13 protein-coding genes are annotated in these 18,548 nt (G+C 34.1%); 8 read left to right on the top strand and 5 right to left on the bottom strand.

Annotated features, from left to right (window positions below):
* Window positions 1-62: 62 nt before the first annotated feature.
* Both SCB73_RS19250 and SCB73_RS19255 read right to left on the bottom strand, forming a co-directional pair.
* Complete coding sequence (locus SCB73_RS19250) at window positions 63-986, bottom strand: FecR family protein (protein ID WP_320567800.1); 924 nt, start codon at window positions 984-986, stop codon at window positions 63-65.
* 270 nt (window positions 987-1,256) lie between these two features.
* The gene (locus tag SCB73_RS19255; RefSeq protein ID WP_320567801.1) at window positions 1,257-1,781 is read right to left on the bottom strand and encodes an RNA polymerase sigma-70 factor; all 525 of its coding nucleotides are present in this window, start codon (window positions 1,779-1,781) and stop codon (window positions 1,257-1,259) included.
* A gap of 265 nt (window positions 1,782-2,046) precedes the next feature.
* Between SCB73_RS19255 and SCB73_RS19260 the strand changes: the two genes are divergently transcribed.
* Window positions 2,047-3,102 (top strand): phosphatidylinositol-specific phospholipase C1-like protein, encoded by a 1,056-nt coding sequence (locus tag SCB73_RS19260; RefSeq protein WP_320567802.1) that lies wholly within the window; start codon window positions 2,047-2,049, stop codon window positions 3,100-3,102.
* Between the two features lie 203 nt (window positions 3,103-3,305).
* Here SCB73_RS19260 and SCB73_RS19265 read toward each other — a convergent pair whose 3' ends face one another.
* Complete coding sequence (locus SCB73_RS19265) at window positions 3,306-5,246, bottom strand: metallophosphoesterase (protein ID WP_320567803.1); 1,941 nt, start codon at window positions 5,244-5,246, stop codon at window positions 3,306-3,308.
* A 309-nt stretch (window positions 5,247-5,555) separates the two neighbouring features.
* Complete coding sequence (locus SCB73_RS19270; RefSeq protein WP_320567804.1) at window positions 5,556-6,215, bottom strand: HAD family hydrolase; 660 nt, start codon at window positions 6,213-6,215, stop codon at window positions 5,556-5,558.
* Window positions 6,216-6,414: 199 nt separating this feature from the next.
* Between SCB73_RS19270 and SCB73_RS19275 the strand changes: the two genes are divergently transcribed.
* Window positions 6,415-7,584 (top strand): DUF4861 family protein, encoded by a 1,170-nt coding sequence (locus tag SCB73_RS19275; protein ID WP_320567805.1) that lies wholly within the window; start codon window positions 6,415-6,417, stop codon window positions 7,582-7,584.
* A 156-nt stretch (window positions 7,585-7,740) separates the two neighbouring features.
* On the opposite strand, the gene SCB73_RS19280 is transcribed toward SCB73_RS19275, so the two are convergent.
* The gene (locus SCB73_RS19280) at window positions 7,741-8,862 is read right to left on the bottom strand and encodes a LacI family DNA-binding transcriptional regulator (protein ID WP_320567806.1); all 1,122 of its coding nucleotides are present in this window, start codon (window positions 8,860-8,862) and stop codon (window positions 7,741-7,743) included.
* A gap of 418 nt (window positions 8,863-9,280) precedes the next feature.
* On the opposite strand from SCB73_RS19280, the gene SCB73_RS19285 reads away from it, so the two are divergent.
* The 6 genes from SCB73_RS19285 to SCB73_RS19310 all read left to right on the top strand — a co-directional run bounded on the left by SCB73_RS19285 (window position 9,281) and on the right by SCB73_RS19310 (window position 18,479).
* The gene (locus SCB73_RS19285; RefSeq protein WP_320567807.1) at window positions 9,281-9,730 is read left to right on the top strand and encodes a NanQ anomerase/TabA/YiaL family protein; all 450 of its coding nucleotides are present in this window, start codon (window positions 9,281-9,283) and stop codon (window positions 9,728-9,730) included.
* Between the two features lie 2 nt (window positions 9,731-9,732).
* Window positions 9,733-10,401 (top strand): bifunctional 4-hydroxy-2-oxoglutarate aldolase/2-dehydro-3-deoxy-phosphogluconate aldolase, encoded by a 669-nt coding sequence (locus SCB73_RS19290; protein ID WP_320567808.1) that lies wholly within the window; start codon window positions 9,733-9,735, stop codon window positions 10,399-10,401.
* A gap of 4 nt (window positions 10,402-10,405) precedes the next feature.
* Window positions 10,406-11,218: an SDR family oxidoreductase gene (locus tag SCB73_RS19295; protein ID WP_320567809.1), complete on the top strand. Its 813-nt coding sequence runs from the start codon at window positions 10,406-10,408 to the stop codon at window positions 11,216-11,218.
* Between the two features lie 18 nt (window positions 11,219-11,236).
* Window positions 11,237-12,421, top strand: a complete 1,185-nt coding sequence (gene uxuA, locus SCB73_RS19300; protein ID WP_320567810.1) for a mannonate dehydratase — start codon at window positions 11,237-11,239, stop codon at window positions 12,419-12,421.
* 255 nt (window positions 12,422-12,676) lie between these two features.
* Window positions 12,677-14,269, top strand: a complete 1,593-nt coding sequence (locus SCB73_RS19305; protein ID WP_320567811.1) for a hypothetical protein — start codon at window positions 12,677-12,679, stop codon at window positions 14,267-14,269.
* A gap of 118 nt (window positions 14,270-14,387) precedes the next feature.
* Window positions 14,388-18,479, top strand: a complete 4,092-nt coding sequence (locus tag SCB73_RS19310; RefSeq protein ID WP_320567812.1) for a two-component regulator propeller domain-containing protein — start codon at window positions 14,388-14,390, stop codon at window positions 18,477-18,479.
* Window positions 18,480-18,548 lie beyond the last annotated feature (69 nt).

Genomic DNA, 18,548 nt, shown 5'->3' on the forward strand with positions numbered 1-18,548 from the left:
TATTGGTTTTTTACGATACTTAATTTATTCAAAGGCAGTTGTTCTCAGCAACTGCTTTTTTTTTAATCCACTTTTACTATTTCGCCATAAACTCTGAATTTTAGGTTTGTGATATAATTTATTTGCTCTAAAACATTCTCCAATGTTGCGTCTTTCTTTATGAATACCGTTAACGGCGTTGCTAATACGCGTTCATTATCATACTGAAATGAAACGCCATATTTATATTGTAAAATGGTAATGACTTGTTTAAGTGTGGTTTCATTCAATGTGACATCAGTAGAGTACCAATTCACTAAAAATGATTTATCTGCCAATTGTTTGCTCAGTTTGTTCGATTCGAATAAAGCTTCTTCATTTGGGACCAAATCAACGCTTTGCCCTTTTGAACTCACGTTTACTTTTCCAGTTACCACAATCACTTCGCATTTAGATTTTGAAAGCTGAATATGAAATGATGTTCCAACCACTCTAGTTTTAATTTCGCGGGAAGTAATGATAAAAGGATGTTTTTTGTCTTTGGCGATTTCAAAAAATGCATTTCCTTTTAAAAGGGTTACTTTTCTTTCTTCTCCTTCAAATTTTTCAGGATATTGGAATAATGAGTTTGCTGCCAGATAAATTTTCGAGCCGTCACTTAATTGGATAGATTTGGGAAACGATGACGTTTTAAACGATAATTGCTTTTCGACAGCAATTTTTGGTTTAAGCCAAAAGCCTAAACCGGCAAGAAAAAGAATACTGGCAGCGGCCATATATTTTAAATACGGATAAAAGGTTTTCTTTTTTCCTATTCGAAGTTGAATATTGTCATATATATTTTGAGAAACTTCATCAGAATTTCCCATCGAAAGCTCATCCCATTTCGATTTTTGATATTGATTGAAAGCAAAATCGTTCAACAGATTTTCTTCTGCAATTGAAGTTTTATTTCTTGAACTTTTATCGATAAGATGTTCTAAACTATGTTTGATTCTTTTTATCATACTACTTTGTGTAATTTTTTCAACAAATAGAAACATAGTTTTACTTACTTATTAAAGGCGTTTCACTTTGCATTAATAATCATAGCATTTTGCGTTTCGCTATGTGTAAAAACTAGTTTTTCTCAATCTCCTTTCTCAAAAAGAAATACTATGTTTCTATGTGTTTAAAAAAACCAATTCAATTAAAAAGGTTTGTTATTACAAGTAAGTACCAGAATCTTTAAATCGTACTATCCGGAAATATTATGAAAACATCAACAGAAAGTTATCTTAAAAGTTTTTATGAAAAATAAACAAAGGAGCAAGCCAAGCCAAGTCTTTCAAGCCTTCGCGCAATTGTTTTAATGCCGATGAAATTTGGTTTTTCACGGTTTGTTTCGAAATTCCGAGTTCGTCTGCAATCTGGTCGATTGACATATCTTGAAACTTGTACATCAATAAAACTTCTTTTCTTTTCTCTGGAAGTTTATCTAATGCTGCATAAAGCAGATCCATCAATTCAGGATCAATCGACGCAAAATTGTCTATGATGTAATCCTCAAACTGATCTTCTAAAATTGTCTTGTCAAAACGATTATTTTGATAATGTTTGAAAACCTGATTTTTTACGGCACGAAATAAATAAGGTTCGATCGCATTAATATTAAGGTCGTCTTTTCTTTCCCATAAATCAATAAAAACATCCTGTACAATATTCTGTGCCAAATCTTTGTCCTGAGTCATCGTATAAGAGAAAGCATTAAGCTTTTTCCAGTATTGCGTATACGTTTTTTCAAAAATTTCAGGATTCTTCATGGCGCCTTTTGGTAGTATTTGGAGATGTAAAATAAGGAAATACGGCACCAATATTTTTTTCCTCAAAGTTATCTTTAAATTAAATTACGAATGCATTTGCTTTATTAATACTACTATTTTCGGGCAAAAATGATATTTGGTTTGAAATTTCTTTTCGTTTAGCTAACACAAAAAATAAATTGCAATCCTATTTTAGTAATCTCTAAAAAAAGCAATTCTCTGTTGCTGCGTCCTCTTAATTCCAAATCTTAATTTCATCAAAATCATGAAACAAATTCTGTTTGCAATACTATTTGCAGGAACTTTTCAATTTAGTCAGGCGCAAAATGACAATTTAAAAATCAACCAAATTCAAGTTATTGGCTCGCACAACAGTTATCGCCACACCATCGAAACTGATTTATACAATACCATTCAGGCAAAGGACACTTCGCGTTCTTTAAAAGGCTTACAATACACGCACATCAGTATCACAGAACAATTAAATAGAGGTTTGCGTAACTTAGAAATTGATATTCAAGCTGATCCGAAAGGTGGAAAATTTGCACATCCAAAAGGTCTTGATATTGCAAAATCACAAGAGGCTTACGATCCGAATGGAGAAATGAAAAAACCGGGTTTTAAAATTTTTCATATGATCGATATCGATTTTAGAACTTCTTGCTACACGCTTCAAAGTTGTCTTGCAGAACTAAAAAAATGGTCGAATGCAAATCCTGATCATGTTCCGGTTTTTATCACTTTAGAACCAAAAGACGACGATAGTTACTTGGGCACAAAAGCAGAAAAATTTACAGCTGAACTTTTTGATGCTTTAGACAAAGAACTTCGCAAAGGTTTAGGAAATAAAATTATCACACCAGACATGGTTCGTGGCAAATACAAAACTCTTGAAGAAGCCGTTTTGAACAACAATTGGCCAACATTGAAAAAAGCAAAAGGAAAATTTATACTCTTATTAGATAATAACGGCGCAAAAAGAGATTTGTACGCATTGAATCATCCGTCCCTTAAGGGACGCGCCGTTTTTATTAATGCTGAACCAGGAAAACCAGAAGCAGCTTGGATGTTTAGAAATAATTCTGAAGATCCTTCAATTACTGATTTGGTAAAAAAAGGCTACTTAATAAGAACCCGCGCAGATTCTGACACTAAAGAAGCACGAAAAAATGATTATTCACATTTTGAAGCCGCAAAAAAATCAGGAGCACAAATCATTTCAACCGATTATTATTTGCCAAGTACTTTCTTCGATTCCCCTTACCAAATTAAATATGATGATGGAACTTATGTGAGAACGAATCCTGTAAATGTGCCTTAATTTTTTTAACCGCAAAGCACGCAAGGTTTTTTACCAAATATTGCTTACATAAACGCAAAGTTCGCAAAGCTAAATGTAAAAGCTTTGCGAACTTTGTTGCTTAAATTTGCTCGCAAAGACGCAGAGTCACAAAGTTTTTATAATCTTTGTGACTCTGCGTCTTTGCGAGATTAAAAAAAACTTTTGCGTGCTTTGCGTAAACCTTAGCGTTCTTTGCGGTTAATTTCACCACTTTTCAAATCAACCGTAAAATGATCTGCGGGAACTTCATGCATGAATTTATTGAAGATAATCAGGAACAATTTCATTTGTTTTTGAAGAGGCGTATCATTTGAATTAGCTGCATTTTCTAGAAACAATTTCGACAACACTTTGTATTGTTTTGCTCTTTCCAAACCAACATCGGCTAGAGCCAATTCATCGGCACTTCTAAAACGATAAAAGTCAATTAAAAGATCATTTCCCGTCCAATTGAAATCTGCTGTTTTAAGATTATTTTCTTTTAAAATTTGTTCCGATTTCAATTCGGCTTCGTTCCATTCTTTTTGAAATTGTGCTTTGTTTTTCAGAATAAAATCAAAATCTTTCTCAGATTGAATATTCGCTAAAACCAATAAATCCTGAGCCGAAACATTCAGAATAAAAGATGCAAAATCTGCAGGCCAATCGTCTTTCAGAAAACGAAGGCGAACCAATTCTTTCAAATGAAAATCAGTGAATTCGTGGTACGTTTTGGTTTCTAAAATAGCTTTATTCCAAATATCCTTCGCATTTTGGCTTTGCAAAAACTGATATTCCATTTTGTACAAATCAAAAAGTTCATCAAACCTCGGAACATTATCAATTGTGATCGTCTGAATATCAACAAGATTATCTTTCTGAATTGTCAATAATTTATAAGCTGGAATATAAGCCGCAAGCGACGGCGTTTGAATATTTACTAAAGTATTGCCATTTTGCGTTGTTCGAGTTCCGGTATCGTTAATGTGCATGTGTCCGCCAAAATGAATTTTCAATCCGGCATCAGCAAAAACTTGCGCTACTTCTTCAATAGGAACTCGGTTCAACTGCCATTTATTCGGACCTAATAATTCTTTAATTTCCGCGGAAGCGTCATCATTAAAATCAATCATCGGAAAATGACTGAAAGCAATTAAAGTTTTCCCTCGAAGTTTGGCTTCCGCCGAAATATCCTGAACCCACTTTATAAGATGTTTTTTATTGGAAAGCACATTATTATAACCTGTGCTAGCCTCAGAATAACTTTTGGAATCTTTCGGATCTTCTCCGTTTTTCTTTGGGATATAAACATTTCCGTCAATCGCCATCAACCAAAGGCCGTCGATTGGTTCAACGACATAACTTACATCTGGAACTTCATAGCCAGAAGCAACTTCATAAACTCTATTTTTTAAAGCCGAAGATTCAAGCGCTTTTGTATAATTATAGTTTTGGCTATTGTAAGACGAAAAAGGAGTTGCCCAAAATTTGTATTTTTTATTCGGATAAAAACCGAAATTCTTTAGATCATTTGTTATGCCTAAATAACCCATTTTAGCAATATCGGCTGTTATGACAACTGGCTGTTCGATATTCATGTTTGGCTTATACATGCCGTCTTTGCTAAAAATGGGTTGGCTTTTTCCTTCTTCTCCTAAAAAATCTTCTTTACCCGATTCCTGAGCAAATGGTCCAACCGGATCATGATTTCCAGTAGTTATAAAAAACTCAATACCATATTTTTTTTGATATTGGTCTAAAATCTTTTGTAATCCTCGCACGTGTATTGGCTGTCCGTCATCGGTGTAATCGCCTGGAAGTGCAACGTATTTTATTTTTCGTTTTGCAATATCTTCAAGAGCGGCGATGAAGGCAAAATAATTTTCATTGAAAATTCTCGTCGAATGCAATTGCGAGGCCATCGTTCTTATTAACGCGTATTTTTTGGTTTTGGTATTCAAAACACCTTTAAAATCGTTATCTGAGAATGTTCCAAATAAATCCTGCAGATGAACATCGGACAAAAAAGCAACCTGAACACCTTGTAAATTCTTTGTTTTTTGGGCTGAAATGGTATAATTAAAGAAAATAAAAAACAGAACTGCGAGCCAGCTTTTATAGTGGGGAAAAGTTTTAAAATTCATAATGAAATTCAGATTTTGGAGCATTTAAAATAACTCCGCAATTTTAGGTATTAAAACCTAAAGTTTCTTTACCGTAGTGTTACGGAATAATAATTTTTATTGCCTGTTTGCTGATTTAACCGCTAAGTTCGCAAAGGTTTACGCAAGGTTCGCAAAGGTTTACGCAAGGTTCGCAAGTTTTTTTGCCACAGATTGAAAGGATTAAAAATGATTTTTAAAATCTGTGTAAATCTTTTTAATCTGTGGCATTATTTTTTAATCTTTGCATGCTTTGCGTAAACCTTTGAGAACTTTGAGGTTAAGGAAAATCTAAATCTGAAGCAAAGAACACAGCTCTTCATAATCATTAAAAAGCACTGCGCCTTCTTCTTCTAAATCAGAATTATTATAACCATTTGCAAAACCATAGACTTTAAATCCGCCCTGAATTCCAGCTTTTACTCCTGCTTTGCTGTCTTCCAGAACAATGCAGTGTTTTACGTCAAACCCCATTTCCTTGGCAGCATGCAAAAATATTCCTGGTTCTGGTTTCCAACTGTTGATTTGGTATGAACTGAATATTTTGTTTTCGAATTTATCCAATAACCCCACAACTTCTAAATTCAAACGGATTTTCTCTACAGGCCCGCTCGATGCGACACAATACGGAATTTGTAGTTTTTCAATATTTCTGATAAATTCAATAACGCCTTTCATTGGTTTTACCTGTGTTTTAAACGCTTCAAAGCTTTTTTGGCGATATTCCGTTTCAAAAGAATCAGGGAGTTTTTGATCGATCGCTTCTTCAATATGGCGGAAACAATCTTTTAAATTTCGGCCGTTGAAATTTCGATACGCATCTTCGATATGCATTTCAAAACCATGTTCAGCCGCCATTTCAAGCAAGATTCCGTTCCCAATTTTTTCCGTATCGACTAAAACTCCATCGCAATCGAAAATAACACATTTAACCATTTTATTGATTTTCATTTAATTAGAATTCATAATTGCACAAAACACAAGTATTGAAATTTACGGAAAATATTTTATATCAAATTCATTGCAAAATAAACCCTACCAGATATTCAATGCTTCTGTACAAAATTACTCCACTTCTGTATTTATATGTGGCATTTGATTTGTAATTTTATAATCCTATCGAACCTATTAAAAATAAAAACTACAAATTGTGAAAAAACAACTTTTTCTGATCACTCTTTTGACTGGCACATTTGCCATACATTCTCAAAATAAAACAATCACAGTAAGCAATTCCCTAAAAATTGACCGCGAATTTGAAACAATCGAATTGACTAAAAAATCACTTGGATTGTCTGCAGATGCCAAACTTGAAAATTATGCCATAAAGGATAAAAGCACCAATTCATTTCTAGAAACCCAAACAGTTGACAATGACGACGACGGAACTATGGACGTTCTTTTATTTCAGCCAAAAATCAAAGCTTCTTCAAAACAAGATTTTGAAGTTTTTGTTGGAACAAATCCTTCTGCATCAAAAGTAATTAGTTGTTATTCTCGTTTTGTTCCAGAGCGTACAGACGATTATGCTTGGGAAAACAACAAAGTAGCTTTTAGAACTTATGGTCCTGTGGCACAAAAAATGGTTGAAGACAAAGTTCCCGGCGGCACTTTGACCAGCGGAATGGATGCTTGGCTAAAAAGAGTCGATTACCCGATTATCAACAAATGGTACGAAAAAATGACTTCAGGAAAAGGAACTTATCATAAGGATACTGGTGAAGGTTTGGATAATTTTCATGTTGGCGACAGCCGTGGAATTGGCGGAATTGCCGTAAATGTGGATGGAAAATATTATTTTTCGAAGAATTTCATTAGCTGGAAAACCATTACGACCGGACCAATTAGAACCAGTTTTATTTTGACTTACGCCGATTGGGATGCTAAAGGAAATAAAATAACCGAATCAAAATTAATCAGTCTGGATTATGGAAGTTATCTTTCTCGTTTTGAAACTACTATTACGGGAGCAAAAAGCATTTCTGTTGGATTGACGCTTCATGAGAAAAAAGGTACTATTGGCACAAATTTAAAAAATGGCTGGTTGAGCTATTGGGAACCAATCGATGATTCTGAAATTGGTTTAGGTTTAGTGGCTCCAAAAAACACTTTGGCAAGCTTTGATAATCACGTTACCAACGAAACTGATTTAAGCAATTTGTACGGAAATATTCCGCTTAAAAACAACAAAGCCATTTATTATACTGGCTTTGGATGGAAAAAAGGAAGTCCGTTTCAAAACAAACAAGAATGGGAAATGTATTTGACTTCATTTGCTGAGAAAATAAATAATCCGCTTGTTTTTAAGGTGAAGAAATGATTTTGCCACGAAAACACAAAGTCACAAAATTTTTTGTTTTTTAATTTCAAACATAGCCCCCGGTTTCAACCGCGGGAAACGAGTTGATATTATGCATTAGCTCTCCCACGGTTGAAACCGTGGGCTATGTTGAAATACATTTATTTAGTTAAAATCTTATTTCTTCACAGGAAAATAATTTTCTTTTAAAATAATTTCCAACGGAATGTATTGGATTTGTTCGACTTCTTCCTGAAGTACTAATTTTTTGTACAAATAATTAATTCCCATATATCCTTGCTCTTCTGGGCGTTGATTGATCAGGAAATCAATCACACCTTTATTCAAATATTCGATATTTTCATTTAACAAATCGAAGCCAATTATTCGGACACCTTTTATATTATTCTTTTCTAAAAATCGTGCTACAATATAAGCTCTTGAATTGGGTACAAAAACACTGTGAATGTCTTTAAACATTTCCATACACAATTGATCAGTTCCTGAATCTTTAATCGTAATTTCAGAAAAACTGAAATTGGTCAGTTCATCATGATCTTTAAAATAAGAATAAAATCCATCAATTCGCTGCAGATAAACCGATGTACTTTCAATTTCTCTTGCAATTTTGAAAACCAAAACCTTTCTTTCATTTTTTACAGCAAAACTAATCAGTCTTCCGGCTAGATATCCGCTCTGAAAAGCATTCTGACCAACATAAGCATATTCATTTTCTTCAGAAATATTGGAATCGATCATCACAATCGGAATCTGTTTTTTTTGATATTCATTCAAAAACCGAACAGAATCCTCATAAAAAATTGGTGCAAAAAGCAATCCGTCACATTCAAAATCAATTACTTTCTGAATTTGCTTTTGAAAAGATTCCTTATTAAAATCATAGAAAAAATAATCCAGTACCACGCCAAATTTCCCAAACTCTTCTGCCGCTTTTTCCACACCTAAAATCTGACTTTTCCAATATTCTAGATCTTCATATTTGGGCAAAAAAACAGCAAAATGAAACTTCTTATTCAAAGCAAGATTACTCGCCAGAATATTGCGCTTATATCCGTATTCTTCAATTATGGCATTGACTTTATCTACATTTTCCTGTGCAACCTGCCCTCGATTATGAATAATCCTGTCAACTGTTCCTGGTGACACATTTGCAAGTTCTGCAATTTTTTTAATTGTTATGATATTTCTGATATTTAGGTTAAAAAAATAGAATACCCACGTAAAATTATTATTTTTTTTATCAAATATAAGTTGTTTTACATGTCTTTTTATATACATTTGCAAAATACCGTGTGCGTACACGCAAAAATACACAAACCATAAAAACAACAATGCAATTTGTTTATTTTTTTTCTAGGTAATTGTTTAAATAAATCATAATTTATTTTATGACAAAAAAAAATCAAAAATATTGATAATCAATTATTTTACAAATATTACTTAAAGTAAAATTACAACTAAAATAAAAATATAAACTGGCGATTTCCGTCATAAAACATGACAAAAGACAAAACCTGACATAAAACAAACAAGAATAACAAATAAAACATTAATAACCAGTTCTTTAACAACAAAAATCTAAACTAAAAATTAAAATATTTTTAGCACCATCAAATTCATCACAATAAGACTGTGTTGATGTTTTTCAAAAAGAAAAAATTATTCAGATCAGAACAAAATATAAAACCAAATACGAATGATAATAGATTCATTAAACAACGCGACAAAATATTACGGTTTGCATCCAAATTTTAAAAAAGCTTTTGATTTTGTAAATCAAACCGACATCAACAATTTGGAAGAAGGCGTTATTGAAATTGTAGAAGGATTAAAAGTAATCGTAATTGCTGGTCAAGGAACAACCAAAGAAGAAAGCATAAAAGGTTTTGAATGTCATGACAAAAACATTGATATACAAATTGTAGTAAAAGGCCCTGAAACTTACGCATGGAAACCAAGAGAAAAATGTATAAATCCAAATGGAAATTATAGCGACGAAAAAGACGTTCGCTTTTTTCATGACCAACCAGACATGTTTTTTCAGTTGCAAGAAAAACAGTTTACGATTTTATTCCCAGAAGATGTTCACGCCGCTATGATTGGCGACGGTCAATTGAAGAAACTTGTTTTTAAAGTAAAAATTTAATTATGAAATCTGTTCAAAATACAATAGAAATTATTGCAAACCAGGGCATCCTTCCTCTGTATTTTAATGCCGATGAAATGGTCAGCATCGAAGTGCTTCGTGCGTTATACAATGCAGGAATCAGAGCGGTAGAATATACAAACCGTGGTTCAGAAGCTTTAGCTAATTTCAAAAAAATGGTTGAAGCAAGAAATGCTGAAATGCCCGAAATGCTTTTAGGAATTGGAACCATTAAAAATGAATCACAAGCCAAAGATTTTCACGATGCTGGTGCAGATTTTTTTATAAGTCCGGGTTTTGTTCCTGAAGTTGCCACTTTTTTAAAAAGCAACAAAACGTTATACTCGCCAGGATGCATGACTCCAACAGAAATTATTGCTGCAGAAAATGCTGGCGTTTCATTCATAAAGCTTTTTCCCGGAAATATCCTTGGCCCAGACTTTATGAGCAGCATCAAAGATGTTTTTCCTAATTTGACTTTTATGGTGACTGGAGGTGTTGACACTACTTATTCTAGCATTCAAAGCTGGTTTTCTTCTGGTGTTACCGCAGTTGGATTAGGAAGCAAACTGATTACAAAAAAGCGCATGAACGAAGCCGATTATGCAACAATCGAAAAAGAAACCAAAAATGTCTTAGATACTATTCAGACAATCAGAAAACAATCATAACTACATGGATTCAATATTTAACTTAAAAGGAAAAATTGCACTTATAACAGGTGGTGCCGGCGTATTAGGAAGCAACTTTGCAAACGTTTTGGCAAAACAAGGCGTAATTGTAGGGATCGTTTCTCAATCGCTTCAAAAAGCAGAAAATACAGTAAAAACAATCGAAGAAAACGGTGGTCAAGCTTTTGCTGTTCAAGCCAATGTTTTGATTAAAGAAGAAATTGAAAAAATAAAAGATTTTATTGTTGAAAAATACGGCCGTCTCGATATTTTAATCAACGCTGCCGGCGGAAATATGCCGGGTGCAACAATTCAGCCAGATCAGTCGGTTTATGACATGAAAACTGAAGATTTACAACAGGTAATCGATTTGAATATCATTGGAACAATCTTGCCTTCACAGGTTTTTTCAGAGCTTTTTGCTAAACAGAAATCAGGAAACATTATCAACATTTCATCGGCATCGGCTCAAAGACCTTTGACCAGAGTAGTTGGATATTCGGCTTCAAAAGCGGCTATTGATAATTTCACGCAATGGATGGCGGTTGAATTGGCTACAAAATATGGCGAAGGCATTCGTGTAAATGCTATTTCGCCAGGTTTCTTCATTGGCGAACAAAATCGTGCTTTATTGTTGACTCCAGAAGGAAATTTAACGCCTAGAGGTGAAAAAATCATTGGCCAAACTCCAATGGGACGATTTGGAACTCCCGAAGATATTGATGGCGCGCTTTTATACTTATGCAGCGATATGTCAAAATTCGTTACCGGAACAGTATTAAAAGTTGATGGCGGTTTTGCTGCAACGAGTATTTAATTTTTTAAAAACAAAAAAATGGAACAAACATTAAGATGGTTCGGACCAAATGATCCTGTTTCTTTACAAGATATTAAACAAACCGGAGCAACGGGAATTGTAACTGCATTGCACCATATTCCAAACGGGCAAGTTTGGAGCATTGAAGAAATCATTAAACGAAAAGTTGAAATTGAACACGAAGATGGAGATCCTAAAAAAGGTGCTTCTGGTTTGATTTGGTCGGTTGTTGAAAGTATTCCAGTTCACGAAGACATTAAAAAACAAACTGGAAAATATCTGGAATATATTGAAAATTATAAAGAAAGTATTCGCAATTTGGCTTTATGCGGCATCAAATGCGTGTGTTACAACTTTATGCCTGTTTTAGACTGGTCAAGAACCGATTTGTCATACACAGTTCAAGATGGTTCAAAAGCGTTACGTTTTGACATTAATGCTTTTGCTGCTTTTGAATTATTCATTTTGAAAAGACCGGGCGCAGAAAACGAATATGATGCAAAACAAATTCAGAAAGCTAAAAGCTATTTTGAAGCCATGACTGCAGAAGACAAAATCAAATTACAGCAAAATATTCTGGCTGGACTTCCGGGCGCTGAAGAAGCTTATTCGGTCGAAGATTTCTTGGTCACATTAAGCGCTTACAATCATATTGACAGACAAGCTTTAAAGAATAATCTTTTTCATTTTCTAAAAGAAATTATTCCGGTTGCCGAAAGCAAAGGCGTTTTAATGGCGATTCATCCAGATGATCCTCCCTACCCGATTTTAGGTTTGCCAAGAGTAGTTAGCACCGAAGAAGATTTAATAGAATTGATGAATGCTGCGCCATCAAAATCAAACGGATTTACAATGTGCACTGGTTCATATGGTGTTCGTGCTGATAATGATTTGCCGGGGATCGTAAGACGTCATGGCGACAAAATGAACTTTATTCACCTGAGGAGCACACAACGCGACGAAGAAGGAAGTTTTTACGAAGCGAATCATCTTGAAGGCGATGTTGATATGTACGAAGTCGTAAAAGCAATTCTTGAAGTGGAAAAAAGAAACAACAGCAAATTGCCAATGCGACCAGATCATGGACATCAAATGCTGGACGATTTGAAGAAAAAAACAAATCCGGGTTATTCTGCAATTGGCCGTTTGAGAGGTCTTGCAGAGTTGCGCGGACTTGAATTGGGGATCAAACGATCTTTATAATTGGTTTTGCCACGAAGGCGCTAAGACTCGAAGTTTTTTAATCAAAAAAGCTTAAAAATTTCACGCAGATTCGGCAGATTTTAGCTGATACTAGCAGATATATTTTAAAAAAAATCTGCCGAATCTGCATGAAACAAAAAACAAATAATCTTTGTGTCTTAGCGCCTTAGCGGCAAAATCACAAAAAAAACTAACTAACCAAAACCACAAAAAACCATGATTCGCCAAGCCATTATTATATCCTGTGGGCTCTTTATGAACACGATATTGGCGCAGGAATTACCGAACATTATTACTTCTCCAAAAACAAATTATCTTCCCGATTTTAGTTACGCTGGGTATCATTTCGGCGAAAATCAAATTCCTGAAGTCAACGGAAAAGTAATCAATGCAGTTGATTTTGGCGTAAAAGCAAATGACAATTTAGATGATTCGAAAGCACTTTTAAAAGCTTTTAAAGCCGCTAATGCTGTTGAAGGAAATGTAATTTTGCAATTGTCAGCTGGACGAATTATTCTTAGCGAAATTCTTTATATCGAAAGAAGCAATTTTGTGCTTCGCGGTGCTGGTTCTGCTGAAAACGGAACTGAAATCTATTGTCCGAGACCGATGATGTATCTTAAAGATTCTGAAGCTTTGGCAGAACTTCGTGAATATCTTACGACTTTAGATAAAAGACAGCGCGAGCCAGAAAACAATATTGATTTGCCTTTTTCACAATATGCATGGTCTGGAGGATTTATCTGGACACAAATACCGGGCGAGCGTGTGAAATCGTATTTGGATAAATATGAACCTGAATCTAATCCGTTGGCGAAAGTCAGTTCGGGAAAAATGGGTGAACATACGATTATTGTATCCGATTTAAAAGGATTAAAAGTTGGCGATGTTGTTGAATTGCAATTGTTTAATAAAGATGGCGAAAACGGCGAAATCATTAAAGATTTGTATCAAGGAGCTAACGTAAAACCGGGTTCACACCATTGGAAATACCCAAAACTCCCAATTGTGAGGCAACAAGTTGAAATCACTAAAATTTCTGGTTCAAAAATTACTTTAAAAACGCCTTTGACTATTTCAATCAAACCAAGTTATCAAGCGCAATTGGTGGAATGGAAACATTTAAATGAAGTTGGAATTGAGCATCTTCGCTTTACTTTTCCAGATATTCCACGAGTTGCACATCATGTTGAAACAGGAAATAACGGTATTTTTTTGACGCGTCTTTTCAATAGTTGGGTTAAAGATGTCAAAATAACCAACGCCGATAGTGGCATTTTGGCTGAAGAAGTCGCAAATACTACAATTCAGGATATCACGACAGATGGAACACATTTAGCACATTACACCGTGACTTTGGGCGGTGTTCATAATATCATGGTGAAGAATCTGAAAATTTATAATTCGGCTGTTCATCCCTTAAGTTTCAACACTTTTGCTACTAAAAACGTTTATCAAAACTGTGAAATTTTTACAGATCCGGTTTTAGATCAGCATTCTGGAGCGAATCATCAAAATTTATTTGACAACATTACAGTTCATTTAAAGGCTGATAAAAACAATAGTTACGCGCTATTCGGGGGTGGCGGCGCCGATTATTGGAAGCCATCGCATGCGCCTTTCAGTACATTTTGGAATCTAAATGTTGTCGTTGAAAATCCGGATCCAGCAAAACCTGTTTTATTGTACGGAATGAAAGATGGCGCTTTAGCCAGAATTATTGGCGTTCACGGAAACACAAAATTTGAAATCAAATACGATGTCGATCCTTATATAGAATTTTTGAACACGCCAATTGAAAAAACACCTTCGTTGTATGATTACCAATTAAAAAAACGCCTAAAATAGGTACAAAAGCACAGAGTTACAAAGTGACAAAGGTTTCTTTGCTTGAACTTTGAACCTCTCAGCCTTTGTCATTTTGTCACTTTGAACCTTTCTAACTCTAACCAAAAAAATAAATGCTATGAAATACACGAGCGTCTTTCTAGTTTTACTTTTTATTTCAGGAAATCTTTTTTCCCAAAATAAATTTCGCCTTAAAAATTTCTCTACTACTGATGGGCTTTCGCAAAGCTCTGTCATTGCAATTCATCAAGATAAATTTGGGCAAATGTGGTTTGGAACCCGCGATGGTCTGAATAAATATGATGGAAGCCGGTTTACGGTTTTCAGGAATGATCCAAATGATAAATTTTCGATCAGCAATAATGATATTTTAGCCATTGAGGAAGACAATACAGGAAAAATCTGGGTAGGAACTTATAATGGTCTAAACTGTTATGATCCTGTTTCAAACCGTTTTACAAGATATCTTCACACCGAAACCAACCATATTGCAAGCAACAATGCTGTTTGGACTATTAAGGAAATTGGTGGCGAAATATGGTTTGGAACTTCAAAAGGATTAACGATTTACAGTAAAAAATCCCGATTATTTTCTTCTATTGTTCATTCAGATAATGATCTTTCTACGCTTCCGGCCAATAATATCTTGAGTATTTTGGAAACCAAAAAAGGAGAAATCTGGATTGGAACTACAAAAGGTTTATGCCAATTGATTAGTAGAAAAAATGGCAAATTCGCATTCAAAAATTATCCTTTAAATTCAATCGATTTATTGACAGTTCAGTCAGTAATTGAAGCTAAAGATGGTAATTTATGGGTTGGAACAAAAAACAAAGGGCTTTTAAAATTTGACCTAAAACAAAAAGCTTACGTTTCCTTTTTAGCCGAAGACAAATTTCGTACAATCAATACTGATATTCGATCTTTGACTTATGACAATGACGGCTCTTTGTGGATTGGCGCGTATGACGGAATTTACATTTTAGGAAAAAATAAAAGTTTACAAGAAATCAATAACAGCAATAATAGCAGTGGAATCGACAAAGTAAAATCGGTTTTTAAGGACAATAAAGGTTCGATTTGGATTGGTTGTTATTATAAAGGCGTAAATCTTTGGGACATTTCAAATGTCAATTTTTCGAATTACAATCAGAATTCGAAAAAAATCCCAATGAGTTTTGATGTGGTGAGTTCAATTATTGCAGATAAAAACCAGAATATTTATTTTGGAACTGAAGGTGGCGGTATTACAATCTTCAATAAAAATACCGAAGCCGTAAGCTACATCAACAGCAAAACCGGGCAAACCAACAAAAATGACATTAAAGCAATGTGTCTCGCCGACGATCATATTTTATGGATTGGAACTTTTTCTAAAGGATTATCGGCTTACAATACCGTTACAAAAAGAATTGAAGACAACAGAATTGCTCCAGACTTAGCCCTTTCATTAAAAGAAAATGGCGTTTATTCACTCAAAACCGAAGGTTCAATTTTATGGATTGGAACTTTCGGAAAAGGATTGATTCGTTACGACACCACAAACAAAACTTTCCAAACAATAGGAAATGACAATACAAAACCTGTTTTTTTGACCAATAATATTGTTCGTTCTATTTTGGTGGATAAACAAAATTCGCTTTGGGTCGGAACTCAAAATGGTTTAAATCGCATTCCGCTTCGAAACTTTGATTCGGAGAAATACAAAATACAGCATTTTTTCTATGATAACTCTACTTTGTCGGGCGATGATATTTTAACTTTGTTTCAAGACAGCGAAAAGAAAATCTGGGTTGGTACAAAAGCAAAAGGACTTCATTATTTTGATGGAAAAAAATTCAACAGAATTAATTTAAGAATTGGAAATACAATAGTTACTTCAATTCATTCAATTTTAGAAGATGACGATAAAAACCTTTGGATCAGCACCAATCAAGGAATAATAAAATACAATCAAACTAAAAAAACAATTGCAATTTACGATCAAAAAGATGGTTTGGCAAGTAATGAATTCAATGATAATTCGGCGTTGAAATTGGGTTCGCATCAATTTTATTTTGGAAGCCCATCTGGAGCAACATTTTTTGATGCTACAAAAATCTCCCTAAATCAACATGCTCCCCAGGTTTTAATTACCGATCTGAAAATTAAAAATGAAACCATCCATGCGCATGATAAAGATGGAATTTTAGAGCAAAGCATTGGCTATACCAAAACAATTACTTTAGATTACGACAAGGCGAATTTCACAATTAATTTTGCGATTCCAAATTACATTCGATCAAAAAACAATCTATACAGCTACCGTTTGAATGGTTTGGAAAACAACTGGACAACAACCAAAAACAGCGAAGCAAATTTTGCCATTCAAAATCCTGGAACCTATACTTTTGAAGTTCGAGGCGCCAATAATGATGGTGTTTGGAACAAAACCCCAACAACTTTGACTGTCGTTGTAAATCCTGCACCGTGGCGCAGTATTTGGGCATTTTTGCTCTATGGAATCGTAATTGGCTTAGGTTTATACGGTCTGATCTGGATTATGAAATCGAAAGCCAGATTGAAACAAAAATTAGAACTAGAATATCTGGAAACGCAACGAATTGAAGAAAATAATAAATTAAAACTGGATTTCTTTACCAATATTTCGCATGAATTCAGAACGCCTTTAACTTTGATTTTAGGACCATTACAACAAATCCTAGCCGATTATAATGGTACAAACGAAATGTATAAAAAGCTTTTAGTAATTGAAGGAAGCGCCAATCACTTATTGAGTTTGATTAATCGTTTAATGGATTTCAGAAAATTGGAAAATCATCAAGTGGCATTGGAATCGGCAAATGGGAATATTGTCAAATTCACCAAAGAAATCTTTTTATCCTTTATTGAATATGCCAAAGATGGAGGTTACCATTACACTTTTGAAACTGAAAACGAAGAAATTCTCATTTATTTTGATCGATACAAATTAGAACGTGTTTTCTACAATTTGATTTCGAATGCCTTCAGATACACACCAAAAGGCGGTTCTATCAATGTTAAAATCAATCAAGACCAGCAAAATCTTTTTATTGCTGTTGAAGATTCTGGTGTTGGAATTTCTGAAGAACATATTGACAAAATTTTTGATTTGTTTTTTGAAGTCCCAACACATAATCAAGTTCAAAAAAATTACAATAAAGGAACAGGAATTGGACTTTCGATTGTAAAAAACATTGTTGAACTTCACAAAGGGAAAATCGACGTTACGAACAAACCCTCTGGTGGTGTTATTTTTAAAGTGACTTTGCCTCTTGGTCGCGAACATCTTTCAGACAACGAAATTATTTCTGATTTTAGAATCAGTGACGATATTGAACAATACAATGCTCAACTTATATCTTCGGAAGTTACCGAAAATGAAGATCTTGAGGATTTAATCGTAAATGAAGAAAAACAAACCATTTTGCTTGTTGAAGATCACAAGGTCTTGAGAAAATTTATGAAAAATCTTCTCAAAAAGGATTACAACATTATTGAGGCAGAAAATGGAAAAATCGCTCTAGAAAAAGCGTTAAAATTTGTTCCGAATTTGATTATCAGCGATGTTATTATGCCTGAAATGGTAGGAACTGAATTGTGTGCTAAGATTAAAGAAAATATTAAAACCAGCCATATTCCAGTCATTTTGCTGACTTCAAGATCTTCGTTGGTTTATAAATTTGAAGGATTGGAAAGCGGTGCAGATGATTACATCAGCAAGCCTTTCAATTTAATGGAGTTCAAATTGCGCGTAAAAAACCTTCTGAATACGACTGAACGTTTAAAAATCAAGTTCTCAAGTGAAGACAGTTTTATTCCATCAGAAATCACAGTTTCTTCATTGGACGAAGAACTTTTGAAAAAAGCGTTCAAAATCGTAGAAGAAAACATTTCGAACGAACAATTTGATATTCCGTTCTTCTGTTCTGAATTGGGTGTCAGCAGAACCATGTTGTTTTTAAAAATAAAAGCCTGGACAAATTGTACACCTAATGAATTTATTCATGAAATACGCTTAAAACGTGCCGCACAATTATTGGAACAAGATAAGTTAACGATCTCTGAAATTAGTTATAAAGTGGGCTTCAACAACCCAAAATATTTCAGCAAATGCTTCCAGAAAAAGTATGGCGAAACGCCGTCACAATATGCCGATAAATTTTATAAATCTTCGGTCGTAATTTAACAACCCTAGTGTTTTAAGGGTTTAAAAAAGGGTATCTGTATTTTTAGATACCCTTTTTTGTATTTCTAT

The sequence above is a fragment of the Flavobacterium sp. KACC 22761 genome (assembly GCF_034058155.1).
In the GTDB taxonomy this organism is placed as follows: domain Bacteria; phylum Bacteroidota; class Bacteroidia; order Flavobacteriales; family Flavobacteriaceae; genus Flavobacterium.